Below are 21,096 nucleotides of genomic sequence, written 5' to 3'. Positions count from 1 at the left end.
ACTATTTTGGACATCCTTAAAGTTAGGCCAATTATGCACCAATGTCTAATGTCTTTTTTAGCGCAACATTGAATAATCTCAGTATTACAAACAAAAAAAGCCTCCACAAATGGAGGCTCTATCTAATCTATATGACAGTTTAATTACTTAATGAGTACTTTTTGTTGATAGGATTGATTTCCACAAGTGACTTTTACTATATACACACCTGTGTTGATATTTAGCTCTTTCATATATTCCTGTCCCGAATAATTGTCTGACAAAACTACTGAACCTGATAAGGTATAAACAGTAACCTTTTTCTCATGTGTATCCCAAGCACTTGCAATCTTTAATTTAGAACTATCGAGTATATAAATTCTCACCTTATCATCTTCTACATCATCCAAATCTGTAGCCACTTCACTTTTATGGGCAACATTAAATTGCAACACAAAACGTTCATGATCTTCACCTGCATCAGCCTTAAACTCATATACTGTGCTGCTGGTCATTTCAACCTCCTGACCTGTCTTTTTATCTAATAAAACGACTCCATAATCATTTATCAGATTATCAAGACCTGATATTTTTAAATACTGCGTGCCTTCTTTTGCTTTAATACCCAAAGGCTGTTCATAAGCATCTAGTGTCTCGGGCAATACATTAATAACCGTTTTTTCTCCATCTACCATTGAATAGATGTAAGAATAGTCGGTGCCATTGTGCATCATTTGCTTCGAGTCCTGACTATTTAAAGCAACATCTCCATCCGGGAATAATGCTATAACTGCTTCATCAGTTAAACCATGTTCATTAGATAGCTTTATGCGTAGAAGGTTTTCTTCTATTTCCTTAGGTGCTGACTTTAGTGTAACCCCTGATGCATGCACCAGATTTGACTTTCTCAAGACTATTGATTCCGCCGTATTGGTACCTTGAATGTAAAAGGCCTGCCCGGGAGCGATAATTCCATCTGTTATATTACCTGCTGAACCTTCAGGAACATCAATTCCATTCACTGTATTAAAAGTATAAAACTGTTTTGATGAACTATTGTCAGAATCTGATACATAAACAGTTTTTTCTGTTCCTTCAAAATCAAGACTACCAACGGGTATTTGATAATAGGCAGGATAAGGGTTGGCAATTATCTGCCAGCCATAAACAACCTGCTTTGAATAGCTTTCTTGGTTATTAGGCAGTCCGGTTTGTGAAATAGTTGTTGCATTCAACACCTTTAATTGATAACCTTTGATTCTTTCTCCTGAAGCTACTTCTTGATTAAACTCATAGGTTTCAACTTCAGAAGCCAGGTTGTTGAGCGTACCATCATTCTGATAATCGTATAAAGCATACTTATTGTTTGGATTAGATTCATCTGTTAAGATAGCTCGATAGTTGGCCATCGATGGATTTGAAATAGGATGTCCTATAAAAAACCAGTGTAATGGGTCAAAAGTCCAAGAGAACTCAATATTCCCTACAACATCACCATATACAATTAGCGATGTTGGACTGGCATTTGAGTTTTGAACTGTAAGTTTTGCTCCAAGTGGAATTGTAACATCTCCCAAGATTGTTACTTTACTACCTTCTGGTATAACTAATTCAGCTCCAGACTCCAAATCTAAATCCCACATAAAATATTCATTACCTGAACAAAACTGCGGATATAAAGCTACACCTGCACCAATAAATACATTATCACCTGTAGTTGGTGTATCTGTATTTGTCCAATTACCATCAATATCCCATTGTGTACTTCCTCCATTCCATGTAGCTGTCGTAAATAAAGTTTCATCAACGTTTTCTACAAAGTCTTCCACTATATCGCTTGGCAATACCCCAGCTTCAACTAAGTCACCTATATCACCTGAACCATTACCAGAACCGGTAAAGTCATCAGGATCACTTAAATACATTTGTCCTGCATTATCCTCAGCTGCTCCTCCATTCTTACCTGTGTAGTCATAAGCTCCTCCAACTACTAAAATACCAGTAGTTTCAATATTAAGCTCCAATGAATTTTTACCCCTTACATCCAAACTTCCAGTCACTACAAGCGTACCATAAACCTGAAAGTCAACATTATTTTGATTAACAGCTCCAACCACCAGATCTCCTTTAATATACATAATTGTATTCGCTTGAACTGTCAATTCCAAACAACTAAAATCTCCTTCAACAATATAAGTAACCGTATCATTAGGATTACCATTATCTACTATTGTCACCAACTCATTATAAGTCACTGGTCCTGTAACAGTTTGGCTTGTTGTGATATTTACAGCCATAAGACTAATACTCCCCACTTGCAACAACAAAACAGCTACCAATACTTTTATTCTTCGAATCATATTGTAATTCATATTCACCTATTTCTTTCCCAAAAAACATTTGTACGTATAGTAGTTTATAACGTTTCACCATCCTCTACTATTACATCATTACGTTAGTTTATACACACTTACAATACAAATGTAACACTTAATTGTGTTAATGAACTAAAAAAATTGATAAGCTGCGCAAATCCTTCGATTAACATAACGGCTATGCACTAAGCGTTATTAATTTGAGACTCCTTTTTAAACAACATTGATTGTTTCTCTCTACTTTCCTCCCTTATCCGTTCAGTTTTTCACTCCCGAATACCAGCTAATAAAAAAGCCTGTCGTCTGACAGGCTTTACTTTCATATTATATTTTCTACTCCACTTTCCTCAATGCTTTCCAATCGGCCACACAGCAGATTTTCCCTTTCAGTGCCGGGCACTTTTCCTCTAAAATACGTTCCACGTCGGCAGGTCGCTGCAGGCCGTTAAACAGTTCCAATGGGAAGTCTGCATCCGAAAGCTCGGGCTCTGTATCGACGTTACGTAAACCAAAGGTACGTACTTCAATCTCTTCAAAACCTGGCATTATCTGCGTATTACTTTTGATGTAGCTAAAAGCCCCTAGCCTATCTTCGGCTACCACCGGCACAACATGAAAGGCTTTATCAACCTGAGGCAACAACAACTGACGAAATTCGCGGCCCGAAATACCTAATACCATAGATAATACAATACCGCCTGAAATAATAATCTCACCAGGTTTGTAGCGCTGGTAGTTAAAGTGAATGGGATGCGTGTTTTTAAAATAGGTGGCCCAGAATAAGTTTTCACTTTTACCTACTGGCCTAACAAATGGATGTAACAACAAATCACCTGCATTAAAATCATCAATCTTGTTTTCAATTGAAATACCTCGCACACGGGCAAGTATCTTTTCTTTAAAATGATGATTTTTTAGGTGTTCAACCATTGTCTCCCCTGATTGCTGTAGCACATTAATGCGCGGAAACAAGGTGACACGCTCTAATGTAAAAACAGGCTCACCTTTCTGATTGGATAACACATGCTCAGAAACAACCGTTGAATAATTACCATTGGAGGTATCGCTTACATCCTTAATTTTAATCACGCAAGAGAAGGTATCACCAGCAAAGGCAGGATTTAAATATAAAGCGTTACGAATTTCCAGATGTAAAAGGCTTGAGTGTGCAAAATTCTCAACACCTAAACTTAATGTCAGGTTCATTAAAAAGCCATAGGGCAAAAACAACTCATGAAACCCTAAGATGCCGGCAAACTCGCGACTATTCTCCGGGTACGATGATGTCGGCATCAGGCCACTCCATAAGCTATGAACCGATTCATCAACGGTTATATTAAAATGACTGACAATCTCCTGACCTATCGATACTCGATTAATATCGAGGCCATAGTTTACTTTTCTGTTTGGCTTTATAAATCCTTGCATAGTCAACACTTAAGAGCATCATTCTGCTCTAAAAACATACTTTTTGGCGCTTCGCCCAAACCCGACTTACTTTTTGTTCTTGATGACAAAAACTAAGGAAAAAACATCAAGGCTGCACCTGCTTCTCTCAAAAAACTACGTTTGATTGATTGAAATTGATTCAACTCTCCGCCTACAGCGGTTCAAACAAGAATCAATTTTTAACCATCAATCTAAACTTGCTTTTTGGTTCATCAGCTGAGGCCAATGAAAAACATTACATTTTTTCAGCTCTGCAAACTAATGCATCATTGTTGTAAGCAACAAAAATAAAGCTTTTAGCGCTAGAAATAGTGCTCATAACAAGGCGACTAGCAAGAAATTCACCAACTACTTTCAATCGCAAAAGCAAATTAGCATAACTGCTTTCAATTTTTCAGGACTTTCCTAAACATCCTTTGAGATAATAAGAAAAGCGGGATAAAAAAGTTACCCCGCTCCTCAGACTCTTACACTTCGAGTGTTATATTTTCAACAGAAATCATTTTTAACACTGATTTTTATCACGCCAGGCTGTCGATTAATCCTCCCAACCTCGACTTTTTTTTATCCAATATGTAGTTAACCCGAGTTCGACGTAAAATTTCTTAACAATATTAAGTGTTTTATTGCTCTTACTTAATCTCAATCTCTAATTCAGCACCGGCCAAATCGGTATCACTACCATAGTCAACAACACCTAAAATGCTGTATTTTCCTTTTGCCAATGCTGAAGGCAGATAAAACTTCAACTCTCGTTTCCCTTGTGGTAAAACCGTAAAAGCACGCGATTTAATACGCGATGATTCTCCGGTTTTCAGATTAACCACATCCAGATAAGGTGCACAATCTAAAATGGTCTCCCCCGTATTCTCCACCTCCATCAGTAACTCTTGTTGATTACTGGCATTAACACCATTGTGGACAAATCGGGTAATATGCGCCTCTTTATACGTTACGCTTGGCGGTGTCTGAAAAATATGAATCAGAAACTGAAAGGTCTGCATAATCTGCATCCCGGTTTCATTCTCGGCTCCATTTTGTCCACCTGTATTTTCTTTTGATAACTTGACATTAGCTACTGCCCAACGTGCTGTGTTAGCTTCCGGCACATTAGGCACCTGCAGCATAATTTCAACATCTTGTGTTACACCCGGTGCCAGTTCAAAAAAGGCCGGCGATGCTGATAACCACTGCGAACACCCATGTTGATATTCTTCTTCTTCAATCAATTGTGTTTTCCCTTTATTACCCGTCGACCCAAAATTATTAAATACAACCTGAAACGTCTCCGTGCTACTTCCATTATTAGTGACACGAATTTTCTGACTTTTATAGCCCCCTAAAGCTTCTTTATAATACAAACGCGACGGCGAAACAGAAACACTCTGAGCATTCACCTGCGTGATGCCACCCAACACTAAACACATGAGTATAAAAACAAGATTTTTCATTGTTAAAATATTATATCCAACATCCAATTATTCTTCATCAACATACTGTCTGATGACAGCTTCTATTGTATTGTATTTTTTCTTAAACGACTTCAAATACTTCTTTGCTTCTTTTTCTGTTTGAAAAGCACCAACCGAATAGTATATGACATCCCCAGTCTGAATGGTATATATCACATCAATACCTGGCAAACTCTCTTCAAAATCAGATGGCTCATACAATATGGCTGTTGACTCAAACTGCACTCTAAATAACGTTTTATCAGCCTCCGTTGAAATCGTTTCAAAACGTTTACTAGAGTTAACGGGCTTTTCACCTGTTTCAACCGGCGCTGCATCCTGCTCTTCTTCCTTTGCAATTGGCAAATCATCAACTTTCACAATAGCGGCCTCCGCATATCCGAGTGTTTTTATTTTTTTAAGCAACTTTTTAACCGTTCCTTTCTTCGTTACTCCATTGGTTACATACAGGTATTTACCACTTATGGTTTCAATACACATCACATCTGCAACACTTTGTAAAGTATCTAATTCATCCAGCTTCAGGCGCTCTCGTTCCGCTCCAAACAACTGCACTACCTGCCCCTTTCCAATAGCTTCAGGCGGAGAAATTCTTATTAAACCAGCATCTTCACCCTGGCTGCCACTTCGGTTATCTCTTATACCTGCTGAACGCATTATCGCATTTGAGCCTCTCTTTGTTCCAAAATTGATGGTACGCTGCTTTTCAACCAGGAAGAATCCAACATTATAATTCTCTCCGCTGTTTTTTACCGAGAGGGGAATATTATTTTCCAAAAACTGGTAGCGAGAGCCAACAGCACCTTCGTTGATGGTGATGATGTAATCGCCGTTGGGCAAATACATGCTGTAATTACCGTATTGGTCGGTGAGCGAACTTAAAGACTCACCCGTCAACTGATTAACAGCAGTCACACGAATGCCTCCCAACACAATGGCTTTATCGTCACTGTGCACATCACGTTGCACAAAAATCCCACCACTCAAACGAGCCCCCCTTGACAAGGGAATATTTATCACTTGATTACCATCAATGTACTTATAAAACTCCTGTCCGCCATACCAGCCTTCAGTGGCAACCAACGGGATGGTTTCAATCTTGTAATTCCCTTTCGGCAAATGACGATATTCCACTTCTCCCTTGTAATTGGTTATGAGTTCGTATATCTCTTGCTGAAACAATATATCATCTTCCGTAAAGTTTTCAGATACAGGCGTCACCCGAATCAGCATGTTTTCATACCCCTCTTCTCCTCTGTCCTTTATACCGTTGCCATTTAAATCGCGAAACACCAGCATGGTAGCCCGATAATTACGATCGACACCTGCCGGCACATTCACATTAAACTTAATTCCAAACCCAAATTCAATGCGATTAGATGTACTGGCCGGCACTAAGAAATCAGTGCTCTGTATAGGTGAATAGTTAACCGTTGTCGACGAACGCTCATATTGAGCATTGGCATACAAGAGGTAATTGGCATATACGCTAAAGCGGAAACGACTTTTGCTATGATAAAACAACTCAGGACGTGCCACCAACTGATGGCGACCTTGTATTGTTCGGTAGTTGTAATTCATATTCAAATTAAGCTGCATCTTGTTCCTGGCGAACCAATAATCGTGATTCACCATGGCAAATAAGCGCTGGGGATTCTCTAAGGTATTCACATAGATAATTTGCTCATTTAAATAAAACGGGCCATAATAATAACGCACATTGGCATTAAAATGCTTATAACGCAGCGACAAGCGAATATTTGAAACAAAAATCGGGTCAATATCGGAATAGGTTGGAAAACTAGCCTGACCTGCAAAAACAGTCGAAAAGAAACTAGTTTGTTTATTAAGCCGGGTGCGGTATTCAAAACTTGCTCCAGCCGTATTGGTATTCAGAGCATTGGATTTGTACATAATATATTGGGGCTGCAACACAAAACTCTGTCCATTAACCGTCTGCAACATCTGCACAAAATAATTAGTCCTACTGGTTGAAATCGTATCGCGAATACTGCCATCGTATAATACATCTGATGGCGCATTTTCAAAAAAAGATCCACCACCACGTAAACGGATACGTTCGGTTATAGGGTAAGCTACCGTTGCTGAACTATTAATTACACCCCGGCGAGGCGCATACGATTCGGAATGATACAATCCATTAAAATTAATGGTAAACTTCTTTACTAAGCCCCAGTAACCCAGTTTCGCTCTATAACCAGTAACACCCTCAACACCTGCTCCTGTATAGTTTTCAATACTATAACCTCCTCCCAGCTGTATCGTGTGACTCTGATTCACGCGGTAATTAGCATCTACTGTTGCATAGTTCGACTGAATATCGTGCACCGTGTTATTAGTCGATTCATAATAAACATCGGCCTTTAATTTGTTCTTCTTGTATGTATAAAAGGCCCCATAGCCTGTTAAAAAAGGATCTTCAAAAGGCGATGGATTACCAATATAAATGGCTCCCACCTGATGGTTTTTATAGGTATAACTTCCCTTAATACCTGAACCGACCAGCAAGCTACCAATTTTACCGGCGGTGATATCACCCACTTCCACATTATAGTGTGGGGTAAAATAGCCCAGGTAGAAATAATCGCCTTGCAGAGCTCCAAAGTCAATTTGATTTTGAACAAAGCTGGCCTGGTAGTAATAGGAAAAATAGCGACTGTTACTAAGTTTCTTGTAACCATACAGCCCCAATGAACCATAGGTATTATCTTCAAGAATATTAAAGCTATTCCATTCCACTGTTAAAGGAAACGATGGCAAAACAGACTCTTCCACCTGCCTGCTATCCGATAGCTTTAAGAAATTGATATTGCCTGTCCATGTGCCTTTCGACAAGTGCTTCTGCCGTTCGTTCAGCACTTTAACCTTGATACGGTAACGCTTTACTTCCTCTTCGTCCTGTTGGGTTGGAAGAACGTCTTCTTCTATTCGGGCCACATTAAAGGTTAGGCTGGTATCCTGATTGACTCTTAGCAATAGCGGTAAACGTATTTCTTTTACCAGGTCACCCCGTTGGTTTTGAATCAATACGCCCGGCTCGGTAAGCGCATTAACGATTAATGCTTCATCGGCATTACCACTGTTAAACAGGTTTAAAGTACAGGTGGTTGAATCTGTATTTTGCGAGAAGTAGACCTGGTTGGATGATAAGTTGGCGCTCCAGTCCGATCGCTTTTTTATTTCAATGTTCCAGGTGGCGTTGGCGATAGTATAGCCTTGTGAAGTGAGAAAAACATTGGTGATATAGGTCATATCGCCCTGTAGATTACCAGCTGGTTGCAGGCGAACCGGAACAATCAGCGAATCATTTACGGCCAGTTGATATTTTTTGACTGACTTGCCAAGCATACGCCATCCTGCAGGTGGATTAACCATTAGCTTTACCTCCTGTGGCCGATTGGTATTGTTGACCAAGCGAAGCACATTACTCGCAAATTCAGATAGTTTTATTTCGGAATTAGGTTGTAAGAAATTCATGCTAACACCTGATTGTGCCTTCGCAGTATGAACCACCAAATTACATAATAACAAAATGGCCAGTGTGAAAAAGCTTTTATTCAGGTTACGCATCATTAATTAGGTATCATTTATAAATCCTGAACAAGAATGTAGTCAATTCTTAAACTGTAAGAGCCGGACTGCAAACCAAAACCTGGTACCACGCGCATATCCACGTTAAATTTATGGCACGATGGTGAGGCCAGATAATTGCCTGCCTGATTAGTTCCAACCGCCGGACAGTTAATAGTCGGGTCAGGGGCAACAGGTGAGCCGATGATATAAGTAGGAGCTAATATATCTTGTATTGGAAAAAATCCAGGCACCTGCGAAGTACCGGATGCATTGCGAAATTGCAACTCCAAAATATTGATTGGAGGAACGCTTCCTGTGGCCGAATAGACACTATTCACATCCCATTGTCCCGGCACGGTAGTGGTGGCTCCCACATACAAATCCCATTGGGTACCTACCGCTTCAATATTTAATTCACAAACATTCATAACAGTGATACCAGAAACATATTTCTGCACTGTATTAAAATCTAAATTAATGGCTGGAGAAGTTTTTATGGCAAAGTTAACGGACTGTGCTTTTGGAGTAAAACTGTTCCCCAACAGGCAGGCCACGACCATTATCAACTTAATATGTTTCTTCAATCCAGGCATTAATGAAGTGATTTTATAATACAACGAAAAGAAGGTGATGCACCCTCTTTTCGTCATTTGTTATGTTTTAACTCTACAAGTCTTCAACCAACGAGTAAACTACCTCCAGGTAATAGTAACCAGCCTGAGCATAATCAGGACCAGCCATTGCCACTGTTGAATTCGGGAATGTTGCTGGTATATCAGGCACCATACGCATATCAATGCGGAAACGGTGTGTCGTAGGATTACCTGCAGCCGTACCAGGAGCAAATGAGTTAGGAGCCAATCCGGTTCCAACGCCACCTGCTAAGAACTGAGTCGCAGCAGCTGGTACGCCGGCAGCAACACCTGAGTTAGTTAATCCTTTTAGAGACTCAAAGCCTGCTAAGAAATCTGATGGAGAAGCTGAGTTATCCACTGATGAGCGTAACTCTAAAATCTCTGCCGGCAAAGCAGCATTACCATTTGTTGAGTATGCTTCAACCTGGGTCCAATTATCTGTATTAGCATAAACAAATAAATCCCACGCTAATGTAGCATCCACCTCTAGTTGAGTGGCGTTAAAACGTGTGATACCCTGCTGGTACTCAGCAATGGTTTTAAAAGAAAAATCGACTTGTGGATTAGTTGTCATCGTAAGATTTAAAATCCCACGTAAATCCATCGTCACATAATTGTACTCCTCGTCTGACAACTGAGCACTAGCGCTTTGTGATATCCCCAAGAACAAAGCACCAACAAAAACAATTGCAAATAACTGTTTCATAATTCATTAAATTAAATTCATAAAATTGCTTGTGCGGGCTAGGAACCACAGTTACGATAAGGGATTACTTTTGTTTCATCAAAAAACATTTTTATAGTAGATAGAGCCAATTAAGCAACGAGCAAAAGCTAATGACACCACTATAAAACACTCATTTCCAGACACCATCCAACTCACAGTTACACTCATCACATTTTCCATAATTATTTAACTTTGAACGAATGGAATAACCCGTTCTGTATAATAAAACAGCTTGGCAAACCGGACAGTAAGTGTTTGAGTAATGGTTAGGGCCAATATTGCCAACATAAACATACTTCATACCTTTAGATACGGCCATTTCGGCCACTTGCAACAACAAAGCTATAGGGGTTGAATGCAGATAATGCAGTTTATAAGTGGGAACAAAACGGTTGTAATGTATAGGCACACTTTTAAACCCATTTTCAACTAGCCAATCAAGCATTTTTTCAATCATCGCCACATCATCAGAATAAGTAGGTACAAGCAGGTTGGTTATTTCGAGCCATACTCCGGCTTCTTTGAGCTTTAGCAGCGTATTAAGTACCGGTTTTAAGTGGACGCCTGATAATTCGTGGTAAACATTATCGTCAAATGTCTTCAAGTCTATATTGGCAGCATCGATAAAAGGCAGCAGTTCATCTAAAGGCTGAGGATTGATATAACCGGCAGAAACCATAATATTCTTCAATCCCTTTTCATTTGCCTTTTGAGCCGTATCTAACATGTATTCATAGTAGGCCACCGGGTCGGTGTAGGTGTATGATATCGATGAACATCCTTTTTGAATCGCCATGACTACGATATCATCAGGCTGTAAATCTAAATTCTGTGTTTCTAAAGGCGATGTCTGCGAAATGTCGTGATTCTGACAGTTTCGGCAAGCCAGGTTACATCCTGCAGTAGCTAAAGATAGTGTTGATGTTCCGGGCAAAAAGTGATACAAGGGCTTCTTTTCCACTGGGTCAATATGCAAGGCACAAGGATTGGCATAAGCCTCCGTTATAAGCATCCCATGTCGGTTGGTTCGCGTACGACACTTGCCTGTTTCTCCATTTAACAGACGGCACATATTCGGACACAGCTCACAGATGACAGTATTTCCTTTTTTGCGATAATATTTAGCCTCGTGCCTCATCTTTATCAGCTATAATCATTGCTTCAAATGTGAATATATTGGCATCTTTCCAACCATCCCAGCCTATCTGCGCTTTGCTTTTTGAACAATGCCCCAGAAACTCCTCTGTACTCCAATGGTTTCGGGCACCAACCTGTGGTAAAAACAGGCCACTGCTAAACCCTTTCTTAATATAAATTCCATGCCGTCCAACCTCAATTTCTTCTAAATTGTCCACTTGCTTCAGGGGCGTCAGCAGAGATATTTCAATATGTACATCTTCCAGTTCTTCCGCCTCAATAGCCTTAAAGCGCGAATCATAAAAAGCAGCATCGACCGCTAACTTTCGAATTAACTGCCCCAATGGCAACCTACTGTCAACGTGCCCCAAACACCCTCTTAATTCATCCTGACAATAGACAGATACAAATACACCAGAAACATCCAATGCCAACTCCTCTTCCTCTACCTTTTCTCCTTTAATATGACTGACAATAGACTGATGAGCCAAATTAAGCAGTGCTTTTCTTTCCTCCTGGGTTAAATTGTAAACGTTGGGTTTATCAGATATAGCGAAAGCCTGATAACCCACCACGCGTGACGTATCGCGCTGAAGTTTCATGCCGGAATGTTCATAGCTCAACTTATGGTATACCACAGCTTCATCGCGAGTTAAATACAAGAGCGTCAAAACAGCTGTCCAGCTACACAGGCCGGTTAAAAGGTTGGGCGTCAAACTTTCTTGCTGGTTCTCCAGGTGCTTGATTAGCTCTTCGGCTTTGTTGATGGAAATGACTTCGGCCGTACTTTTATCCTCTTCCCCGGCGAATGAAGCAGGTGGGTAATGCGAGAAATCAGTACTGATAACAAACAGGTTTGACGGTCTGAAGTAAGGCTTTAGCTGATCAGCTATTTGCTGAATCTCATCCGTATCTTTTGTGCCAATGAGTAAAGGCACTATCTGAAAATCACTTAACACACCTTGCAAAAAAGGCAACTGCACCTCCAAAGTGTGTTCATCACGATGCAAGTAGTTATTATACTGAAACAAGGGACTGTTGGAACATAATTCAGCAGTAATTTGGGTATTAACCACCACATCACCAATAGGTGTTTCAAAAATATCGACATCGCAAAGGGCCGCACCTTTATACGTTGCCTGGTGACTGGTACCAATCAGAAATACGGTATCAAACGCTTGCCCTATTATTTGCACAAAAGCATCGGCGGCTACACTGCCCGAATACACATAACCTGCATGCGGCACAATTAAGGCACGTATATTTTCAGAAGACAACACTTGTTCTTGTTCATCCAGGTAATGGTTAACCTTGGTCACCAGCAAATGTTTCTCACCGGGATAAAACGTGCCTGCTACTGCTGCTTTTCGTTTCATTGCTTAAATTATTACAACTAAAGTTACGACACTTTTATCCTATCTGAAAATCAACAAGAAAATATAAAGAAGTCAGCTAAAGACCTTCTTACATTGGAATATTTTACAATATTTTTCACATCAAAATTTGCAATCACAAGAAAAGCATATATCTTTGCACCCGCAATTGAGAAAAACAAGGATGACTCAGTAGCTCAGCTGGTAGAGCAACGCCCTTTTAAGGCGTGGGTCCAGGGTTCGAATCCCTGCTGAGTCACCACTTTTAGATCTTAAAGCGTAAGGTCTTAATTTTGAAAGCCGACAAAAGTCGGTATGAGGATGACTCAGTAGCTCAGCTGGTAGAGCAACGCCCTTTTAAGGCGTGGGTCCAGGGTTCGAATCCCTGCTGAGTCACCACTTTTAGACCTTTCAAGGAAGGTCTATTTTTTTGAAAGCCGACAAAAGTCGGTATAAGGATGACTCAGTAGCTCAGCTGGTAGAGCAACGCCCTTTTAAGGCGTGGGTCCAGGGTTCGAATCCCTGCTGAGTCACCAAGAAAGAAGCTTCGGTATAATACTGAAGCTTTTTTTTGTTTGTAGTCGTATCAATCTAACTATGAACTGGTGTATACTCATACCCATTGTTCACTCGAAGATAGTTTATAATTATTTCATCAATATTTATTCAATAATCATCGAAGAAACTTCGAGTTATTTTGTGTATGATCCATGCATCTATTTGGGGCTATTAAAGGAACTACCTCGGCCAATTCTTTCTGGCCTGTTGTTAGGTAAACCTTAATTATTTCGAAATACTAATCTTTGTTAAAGACTATAAAGGCTTACTTTTTTGGTACAGCTATTGTTTTAATACCAGCATATATTAACCTTTAAAATAATAAGCCATGATACTAGTTAAATTTTTCCTTGTAGCTGTTGTAACCATAGTTAGTGCGGCCGTTTTACTAGCAATTGTTGATACAGTTAGTCAGCTAAGACAGTAATTTCTTTATAGTTTCCTGTATACGATTCGCCACCATTGATTTGTTTCAGTGGCGGCGTTTCTTTACTATCTGAATCCAACCTAAGAAGGAAAAGGCAGAATCTTTACCTGCTCCATTCTTTATATAAGAAAGCATAAATCAAATCATCGCCCCATTTGCCTTCAATCAGTATTCTTTCTTTAAAATGAGCTTCTATTCTACTATAAACAATGTAATCCATCAATTTTAAGTTAATAACCGAAGTAACAAAACTATGTTACCGATTGTAATTAATAGTCTTTTTTAAGTTCCACTCCACATCTTCAACCATATATCCAGTTATAGGCAATTATTGCATTGAGCCTGTCGGCATAAATATTTCCGACAGTTTGGATATGAACAATCCATAATATAAACATATTATAATGCAACAAACGAGCCAGTTAACTCGTTAGGAAACTAAATAGATCTATCTCAATATCTGTTTTTATCAAAAAAAATCTATCATGAGAAAAACACACCAACTACTGACATTATTTATCAGCTTGCTTTTTATGACTCACCTAATTAATGCTCAGAGCATTGTTAGTTCTGTTGAAAAAGATTATTCTGGTATACATACTATTATTATTAATGGGTATTACAGCCGGGTTGAAGTTATGGGCACCAGCACTTCACAAACAATTCTTAAAGCAAATATCTCGTCATCTCTTCACCCCTACCTTAACATTCATCATAAAAGTGAAAATGGAACTCTGACCATTACGGTTGATACACCAAAATCGAATCCAGACAACACAAAAGGCCTTATTAGACTATCAGTACCTTCACGTACAAATATAGCTGTTAAAAACACCAATGGTCAGGTATTGTTGCAAAACCTGACAGGTACCAAGCAATCCATCAACACCACATTGGGAAAAATTCATCTTGAAAATATTTCTGCCACGGTTGACATCAAAACTGTATCAGGAGATGTAACAGTAGCAGGATTAAAAGGTCAATTGGAGTTATCAGCGCAGCTGGGAAATCATATACTCAGGCGTTGTAGCGGAGAAGCCTCTATTAATACCGGAAGAGGACATGTTACAGTTAGCGATTTCAATGGACCTCTTAAGATTCAAACCTCCAGCGGTCGCCAAACAATTAAAATGATGAATGGAAATATTGATTTGACATCAAAAGAAGGTGATCTGACGATAAACAATATTAAGGGACATATCAATGCAGAATCAACATCAGGTCAGGTTAATATTGAACAGGCCTCTGGTACAATATCTATTAACACCGTTGCAGGCAGTCAAACAGGAAAGTCAGTAAGATTAACAGGTAATTCAACATTCACTTCTTTATCAGGTAACATTTATTTTCAATTAATAAATCCCAAGAGCGAACTTAGTTTTCTGATGAAATCAAAATCGGGTATATTAAAAGCATACTCTAATACAGTTAAAAGAAGTTTAGCGCTTGGTTCAGGTCCAATTAAAATTAATAGCCAAACAGCATCAGGCAATCAAACATTCTATTAAATACAATTGGGAGAGATTGCCTCAAACCTCGAAGCATTGCACCATTGGCAAGAAATAGATATGTCTTTCAAAAAATAAAAGCACCCTTCCATTAACATTGTGGCAGAGTGCTTTTTTAATCGCTATGTTAGCCTAATTTCTTTTGGCATCAGTTATTGTCGTTGCCATCCACCCCCTAGAGCTTTATATAGATAAACCATCGACAGTAGCTCATCGCGCTTTGCATTATTAAGCTCGATTTCAGCATCTAAGAGATTCCGTTGCGCATCTAACAAATCAATATACCTAATGACACCATTGAGATATTGCAGTCGGGCTAGCTTTTGATAACTGAGAGAGGCAGCTTGGAGGTTCGACTGCGCTTCATACACCTCCTTAGCCTTTCGCACGGTCATAATAGCTGCATTGGTTTCCTGAAAGGCCACCAATACGGTTTGCTGATAAGCATATATTTGCTGCTCCAGCAAAGCCTCTGATACTTTTTGCTGCGCCTTTAATTTGCCCCCTTGAAAAATAGGCGCTAAAATGTCGCCGGCAAAAAACCAATAGGGTGATTTTAACAACTCACCTAAATCATCGTTCTCGCGACCAAAGCTGGATGTTAAGGACAAACGTGGAAAACGATTGGTGGTAGCCACCCCAACTTGGGCATTGGCTGCAATCAGTTCCTGCTCTGCTTTACGTATATCGGGGCGACGCTCTAATAGTTGAGCAGGTAACCCTGCCGGTAACTGCTCTGGCATCTCCTGCTCATCCAGTCTTTTCCAGGCATCAATTTCTGTTTTATAGGTACCCAGCAGCAGAGCCAGGGAATTTTGTGTCAGTCTGATTTTTCGTTCCAGCACCGGCACCAGTGTCATGGTTTTAGCCAGCTCCACTTCGGCCTGTTGCACCGATGTTTCCGATGTCAATCCTCCATTAAATCGTTTCTTGGCAAAGCCTACACCTTCCTCGCGAGCCTTCAGGGTTTGGCGGATGATATCCAACTCATCATACTGAGCAATCAGAACAAAATAGGTTTGGGCCACTTCGGCCACTATCGTCATTTGCAAAGCACGCTGTCCTTCTTGTGTGGCCAGGTAGTCGGCAATTGCCGCTTCACGCCCCCATCTTATATTGCCCCATAAATCAAGCTCCCAACTTAAAGTTCCTTCCAGTTCCAGTTCCGGTGATATTTCCTCATTATTTCCGCCATAGTTTTCCATCTCACGCTCGGCATGAAAATCAGCCGATAAATGCGGAAACAAATCAGCCGAAGCAATTCGTTTGGCCGCCATGTATTGCTTTAAACGAGCCGTAGCAATCAGCATATCTTTATTATTCTCCAACGCTTCGTGTATCAGACTCTGAAGAATCGTATCTGTGTAAAGTTTCCACCATGTTATATCGTCAATAGTGCTGGTATCTATGCTCATCTCCTCCAACTTACTTGGTAAGTTCAATTCGGGACGTGAATACTTCTTACCTACCTTACATGAGGTACTTAGCACCACCAGTGCTATCACTACCATTCCTGTTTGGGATAAAGTTTTTAATATATGTCTGTTCATTATCATCTACTTTAAGCGCTTAGTAATTCGCTCTTTCAGCTTATAAGTCATCACAAAGAAAAATGGCACTAATACAATACCAATTGTAATGGCCACCAACATTCCAAAAAACACTCCCGTACCTATTGAATGGCGACCAGCCGAACCCGGTCCTGTTGCCAATACCATAGGTAGCATACCCAACACAAAGGCCAGGGAGGTCATCACAATAGGTCTGAAACGTAGTTTACCAGCTAAAATGGCGGCCTGAACCACATCCATACCTTTGTCTACTTCCACCTTAGCGAATTCAACAATCAGAATAGCATTTTTAGCCGCTAAACCAATGAGTGTAACCAAACCTATTTGAAAATAGATGTCGTTTTCCAGCCCGGTTACCCAAACACCGGCAAAAGCACCTAAAGCAGCAATTGGCAGGGACAATAAGACGGCCACCGGCACCAGCCAGCTCTCGTATTGGGCTGCCAGAAAGAGAAAGACAAATAGAAAAACCAATCCCATAATCATACCCGTTTGCCCACCGGCCTGTTTTTCCTGGTAGGATAAACCACTCCAGTCGAGCCCGATATTTTCTGGCAAATGATTCTCCACCAACTCTTCCATCACTTCCATGGCATCACCAGAGCTATACCCACTGGCTGGTACGCCTCGGATAACCGCTGAAGAGAACATATTAAACCGCTTGATATTACCCGGACCTGTTGTGTAATTAGTACTACCCAAGGCTGTTAACGGCACCATAGCACCGTCGGCTCCTTTCACAAAGAACAATCCCAATGTATTTTGATTGGCCCTATAAGGGGCTTCGGCCTGAATATATACTTTATAGATACGGTTAAACATATTAAAGTCATTCACATAAACCGAACCTAAAAAGGCTTTCATGGTTGAGAAAACATCGGCCAATGGAATACCCAATAACTTAACCCTATCTCGATTCACATCAAAATAAATCTGTGGGATATCAGCCTGTAAAGCAGACGAAATATTATTCAGTTCTTTTCGCTGAGATGCATAATATAACAAGCTATCTGTTGCGTCAACCAAGTTTTCCAAGCTGGCACCCGACTTTGCCTGTAACTGCAATTCAAAACCACCCGAAGTACCCAGTCCTGGAATTACAGGTGGTTTGTTAAAAAACAAACGTGCTTCCGGAATATCATATAAATCCTTACGTGCTTTATCGATTACGCTCTGCAGGCTTAACTCATCATCTGTTCGATCGCCCCATGGCTTTAAGGTCACTGTGAGCTCAGCTCGCGACTGGTTAACACCTACTCGTGGACTTCTACCTGAAATACTTTGTACATAAGCCACGGCTTCCTGCTTCATAAAATAATCCACTACTTCGGCAGTAATAACTCGTGTCCGCTCCAGGGTAGCCCCTTCGTTTAACTCAATCTCAACCGTAAAAAAGCCCTGGTCCTCCTCCGGAATAAATGAGGTCGGTATCACACGGCTCAATATGAAGATGAATATCAGTGCCATGCCAAACCCCGCCAATATGCGTTTGGGGTTACCAGCGGCCTTAGTCAAAATACTCTGATATTTATTATTACTAAAATCTAACCAACTGTTAATTTTCCTGAAAACAATATGTTTCTTGCTTCCACCGGGTTTTAGAATAATAGCACACATGGCAGGGCTTAAAGTTAAGGCCACCACGGTTGAAATTAATACTGATACAACAATGGTCACCGAGAACTGGCGATACAATTCACCCGTGATACCCGATAAGAAACTAACTGGTACAAATACAGCTGCCAATACTAAGGAAGTGGCAATTAGAGCCCCAGACAAACCTTTCATAGCTTTATGCGTGGCTTCGCGTGCCCCCACTTTTTCTTCTTCCATGATGCGCTCCACATTTTCAACCACCACAATAGCATCGTCCACCACAATACCAATAGCAAGGATTAGTCCCAAAAGAGTCAACATATTTAAGGAGAAGCCCATGGCCATCATAAAGCCAAAAGTACCAATTAAAGATATTGGCACAGCAATGACAGGTATAACAGTAGCCCGCCAGTTCTGTAGCGATAAAAACACCACAATCACAACCAGCAGCAAGGCCTGAAATAAAGTTACATACACCTCTTTTATCGACTCTTTGATATAATCAGTCATATCAAAAGGAATCAGATAGTCCAGTCCTTCCGGGAAGTTCCGACTAATTTCGGCCAAAGCGCCACGCACATTTTCGGCTACTTCCACCGCATTGGCTCCTGGTAACAGGTAGATGGCCAGCATGGCTGCATTACCATTGTTAATACCGCTCTCCTGCGTATAAGATGACGATTCTAGTGATACACGGGCCACATCACGCATGCGAATAAGTGTGCCATCAGAATTAGCCCTCACGACTATTTGCTCAAACTCAGTTGCCGTTTCTAATCTCCCTTTAGTTGAAATGGGCATCGTCACATCAATGTACTGCATAGGCTGTAAGCCCAATTCACCGGCTGCAGATTCGCGGTTTTGGTCTTTTAAGGCATCCTGAAGATCCTTTACCGTTAATCCAAAACTGGCTAAGCGATCAGGCATCACCCAGATGCGCATCCCGTAATAACGACTACCCCGATTGGAAACACGCCCTACGCCAGGAATCCGTCGCAGCACATCCAACACATTAATGGTGGCAAAGTTACTCAGGTATATTTCGTCAAATTTAGGGTCCTCAGATACGAGACAAATGGTCATCAACTGACTGGATGATTGCTTCTCCACACCCAGACCATTTTGCACCACTTCAGCAGGCAAACGCGATTCGGCCAGCTTCACCCGGTTCTGTATTTCAACGGCAGCCAAATCAGGGTCAGCACCTACCTCAAAGGTCACATTAATCGATATCCCACCGGAGTTGGAACTGCTCGATTCCATATATATCATACCGGGTGTTCCGTTCAGCTCCTGCTCAATGGGTGTTGAAACAGCTTGAGAAACAGTTAAAGCACTTGCTCCGGGATAGGAACCACTTATGGTTACGACCGGTGGGGTTATTTTCGGATATTGATCAATGGGTAGAAACAGAAGACCAATAATTCCAATTAATACGATAAGAATAGAAATAACGGAGGAAAAGACCGGTCTTTCAATAAAAAATCCTGGTTTCATTAGTCTTCTTTTTTGTCCGTTAATTCATTAATTGTTGGTTCTACAGCTTTCACTTTAACGCCTGGATTTAACTTCTGCTGCCCCTCGATAATAATTACCTCATTCGCCCCGAGACCACGTTCCACAACAATTCTATTACCAATCTCAGGTCCAGTTTCAACAAATCGTTGTTCGGCGATACTATCTCGACGCATCACATACACAAAACTTCCGCCTTTTTCAATAATCAGCGACTTACGTGGTATTACTACCGCATCTTCGATGATATCGAGTAAGAATTTCACCTTGGTAAACTGGCCAGGTAACAACTCCTGATCTGGATTAGCCAGTTCGGCACGAACGCCAAAAGTACCGGTCTTAGGATCTACCTGCGGATCAGCAAAGTCAACAATTCCTTCAATAGGATATTCGGTATTATCGGCTAGAGTAACTTTAACAGTAGGCTGCCATGAGCGTGTACTGTCTGTTTCACCAATCGCTACATTTCTTTTTTTACTTCGTAAATAATCCAGCGCCGTCATTTTAAAGTCTACCAAAACAGTATCACTCTGCACAACAGTTGCCAATAAAGAATTATTACCCGGTCCGACCAAGGCTCCAATGTCAACATAACGCTCACTTATATTACCCTTTAAAGGTGAACGAACGGTGGTAAAATCAAATTCTAATTGATACTGTGCCAGGTCAGCCTCACTCATAGCCACTGCAGCTATTGCACTTTCCTGAGCAGCTCTGGCATTATCCATATCCAATTCACTGGCCGCATTGTCCATAAACAAAGGTTCAATACGTTTTAAATCACGATTGGCTTTATTAAAGGTAGCAATATCGCTTTTAAGCTGAGCTTTTGCCTTGTCGAGTCTTGCTTTATATTGTGATTGATCAATCAAAAATAATACCTCACCTTGCTCTACTCGTTTCCCTTCTTCAAACATCATTTGATGGAGATAGCCTTCTACTCGGGCTCGCACTTCCACATATCGATAGGCGCGTATTCGTCCAACATATTCTCCATAAAGCCTTACATCATCTTTTTGAACAGCAGATACAACAACTGCAGGATTTTGAACTTTTTCCTCTTTTTTGCAAGCTGATAAACACAGGCTGATGAGTATTAGCCCTATTATCTTTTGAGTCATAGTTTGTTTAGGTTAAATAATTTCAAAGTAAAAATAGCTATTTTATGAACATTCAAGTC

12 protein-coding genes and 3 tRNA genes are annotated in these 21,096 nt (G+C 40.5%); 4 read left to right on the top strand and 11 right to left on the bottom strand.

Annotated elements, in window-relative coordinates; translation table 11 throughout:
* Positions 1–143: 143 nt before the first annotated feature.
* From J1N10_RS09595 to amrB, 8 genes are all read right to left on the bottom strand, one after another.
* The gene (locus J1N10_RS09595) at positions 144–2,339 is read right to left on the bottom strand and encodes a T9SS type A sorting domain-containing protein (protein WP_262326480.1); all 2,196 of its coding nucleotides are present in this window, start codon (positions 2,337–2,339) and stop codon (positions 144–146) included.
* Between the two features lie 348 nt (positions 2,340–2,687).
* On the bottom strand, positions 2,688–3,782 hold the full coding sequence (locus tag J1N10_RS09590; RefSeq protein ID WP_262326479.1) for an FAS1-like dehydratase domain-containing protein: 1,095 nt from the start codon (positions 3,780–3,782) through the stop codon (positions 2,688–2,690).
* A 653-nt stretch (positions 3,783–4,435) separates the two neighbouring features.
* The gene (locus tag J1N10_RS09585; protein ID WP_262326478.1) at positions 4,436–5,254 is read right to left on the bottom strand and encodes a fimbrial biogenesis chaperone; all 819 of its coding nucleotides are present in this window, start codon (positions 5,252–5,254) and stop codon (positions 4,436–4,438) included.
* 27 nt (positions 5,255–5,281) lie between these two features.
* The gene (locus J1N10_RS09580) at positions 5,282–8,773 is read right to left on the bottom strand and encodes a carboxypeptidase-like regulatory domain-containing protein (RefSeq protein ID WP_262326477.1); all 3,492 of its coding nucleotides are present in this window, start codon (positions 8,771–8,773) and stop codon (positions 5,282–5,284) included.
* Positions 8,774–8,883: 110 nt separating this feature from the next.
* Positions 8,884–9,519 carry a hypothetical protein gene (locus J1N10_RS09575; protein WP_262326476.1) on the bottom strand — a complete coding sequence of 212 codons (636 nt, stop codon included), beginning with the start codon at positions 9,517–9,519 and terminating at the stop codon, positions 8,884–8,886.
* A 16-nt stretch (positions 9,520–9,535) separates the two neighbouring features.
* Entirely contained in the window at positions 9,536–10,210 is a 675-nt protein-coding gene (locus J1N10_RS09570; protein ID WP_262326475.1) for a hypothetical protein, read from the bottom strand.
* A 151-nt stretch (positions 10,211–10,361) separates the two neighbouring features.
* Positions 10,362–11,369 (bottom strand): AmmeMemoRadiSam system radical SAM enzyme, encoded by a 1,008-nt coding sequence (gene amrS, locus J1N10_RS09565; protein ID WP_262326474.1) that lies wholly within the window; start codon positions 11,367–11,369, stop codon positions 10,362–10,364.
* On the bottom strand, positions 11,353–12,744 hold the full coding sequence (gene amrB / locus J1N10_RS09560; protein ID WP_262326473.1) for an AmmeMemoRadiSam system protein B: 1,392 nt from the start codon (positions 12,742–12,744) through the stop codon (positions 11,353–11,355). Before amrB ends, amrS begins: the two co-directional genes overlap by 17 nt.
* Positions 12,745–12,927: 183 nt before the next feature.
* Here amrB and J1N10_RS09555 point away from each other — a divergent pair.
* The 4 genes from J1N10_RS09555 to J1N10_RS09540 all read left to right on the top strand — a co-directional run bounded on the left by J1N10_RS09555 (position 12,928) and on the right by J1N10_RS09540 (position 15,234).
* A tRNA-Lys gene (locus J1N10_RS09555) sits at positions 12,928–13,003 on the top strand.
* Between the two features lie 61 nt (positions 13,004–13,064).
* A tRNA-Lys gene (locus J1N10_RS09550) sits at positions 13,065–13,140 on the top strand.
* A 61-nt stretch (positions 13,141–13,201) separates the two neighbouring features.
* Positions 13,202–13,277: transfer RNA gene (locus J1N10_RS09545), tRNA-Lys, on the top strand.
* A gap of 934 nt (positions 13,278–14,211) precedes the next feature.
* On the top strand, positions 14,212–15,234 hold the full coding sequence (locus J1N10_RS09540) for a DUF4097 family beta strand repeat-containing protein (protein WP_262326472.1): 1,023 nt from the start codon (positions 14,212–14,214) through the stop codon (positions 15,232–15,234).
* A gap of 152 nt (positions 15,235–15,386) precedes the next feature.
* Here the strand turns inward: J1N10_RS09540 and J1N10_RS09535 are convergent, their stop codons facing one another.
* The 3 genes from J1N10_RS09535 to J1N10_RS09525 are packed head-to-tail and all read right to left on the bottom strand — an operon-like array spanning position 15,387 to position 21,037.
* Positions 15,387–16,784: an efflux transporter outer membrane subunit gene (locus J1N10_RS09535; RefSeq protein WP_262326471.1), complete on the bottom strand. Its 1,398-nt coding sequence runs from the start codon at positions 16,782–16,784 to the stop codon at positions 15,387–15,389.
* Between the two features lie 6 nt (positions 16,785–16,790).
* The gene (locus J1N10_RS09530) at positions 16,791–19,898 is read right to left on the bottom strand and encodes an efflux RND transporter permease subunit (protein WP_262326470.1); all 3,108 of its coding nucleotides are present in this window, start codon (positions 19,896–19,898) and stop codon (positions 16,791–16,793) included.
* The gene (locus tag J1N10_RS09525) at positions 19,898–21,037 is read right to left on the bottom strand and encodes an efflux RND transporter periplasmic adaptor subunit (RefSeq protein ID WP_262326469.1); all 1,140 of its coding nucleotides are present in this window, start codon (positions 21,035–21,037) and stop codon (positions 19,898–19,900) included. Before J1N10_RS09525 ends, J1N10_RS09530 begins: the two co-directional genes overlap by 1 nt.
* Positions 21,038–21,096 lie beyond the last annotated feature (59 nt).

The sequence above is a fragment of the Carboxylicivirga litoralis genome, assembly GCF_025499605.1.
Taxonomy (GTDB): Bacteria; Bacteroidota; Bacteroidia; order Bacteroidales; family Marinilabiliaceae; genus Carboxylicivirga; species Carboxylicivirga litoralis.
The sequence above is the reverse complement of the archived record's forward strand: the minus strand, read 5'-3'. Positions and strand labels throughout refer to the sequence as shown.

Excerpts from the sequence above, each read along its gene's own strand:
- J1N10_RS09595 (WP_262326480.1), bottom strand. The coding sequence starts at position 2,339 with ATGATTCGAAGAATAAAAGTATTGGTAGCTGTTTTGTTGTTGCAAGTG.
- J1N10_RS09590 (WP_262326479.1), bottom strand. The coding sequence starts at position 3,782 with ATGCAAGGATTTATAAAGCCAAACAGAAAAGTAAACTATGGCCTCGAT.
- J1N10_RS09585 (WP_262326478.1), bottom strand. The coding sequence starts at position 5,254 with ATGAAAAATCTTGTTTTTATACTCATGTGTTTAGTGTTGGGTGGCATC.
- J1N10_RS09580 (WP_262326477.1), bottom strand. The coding sequence starts at position 8,773 with ATGAATTTCTTACAACCTAATTCCGAAATAAAACTATCTGAATTTGCG.
- J1N10_RS09575 (WP_262326476.1), bottom strand. The coding sequence starts at position 9,519 with ATGACGAAAAGAGGGTGCATCACCTTCTTTTCGTTGTATTATAAAATC.
- J1N10_RS09570 (WP_262326475.1), bottom strand. The coding sequence starts at position 10,210 with ATGAAACAGTTATTTGCAATTGTTTTTGTTGGTGCTTTGTTCTTGGGG.
- amrS (WP_262326474.1), bottom strand. The coding sequence starts at position 11,369 with ATGAGGCACGAGGCTAAATATTATCGCAAAAAAGGAAATACTGTCATC.
- amrB (WP_262326473.1), bottom strand. The coding sequence starts at position 12,744 with ATGAAACGAAAAGCAGCAGTAGCAGGCACGTTTTATCCCGGTGAGAAA.
- J1N10_RS09540 (WP_262326472.1), top strand. The coding sequence starts at position 14,212 with ATGAGAAAAACACACCAACTACTGACATTATTTATCAGCTTGCTTTTT.
- J1N10_RS09535 (WP_262326471.1), bottom strand. The coding sequence starts at position 16,784 with ATGAACAGACATATATTAAAAACTTTATCCCAAACAGGAATGGTAGTG.
- J1N10_RS09530 (WP_262326470.1), bottom strand. The coding sequence starts at position 19,898 with ATGAAACCAGGATTTTTTATTGAAAGACCGGTCTTTTCCTCCGTTATT.
- J1N10_RS09525 (WP_262326469.1), bottom strand. The coding sequence starts at position 21,037 with ATGACTCAAAAGATAATAGGGCTAATACTCATCAGCCTGTGTTTATCA.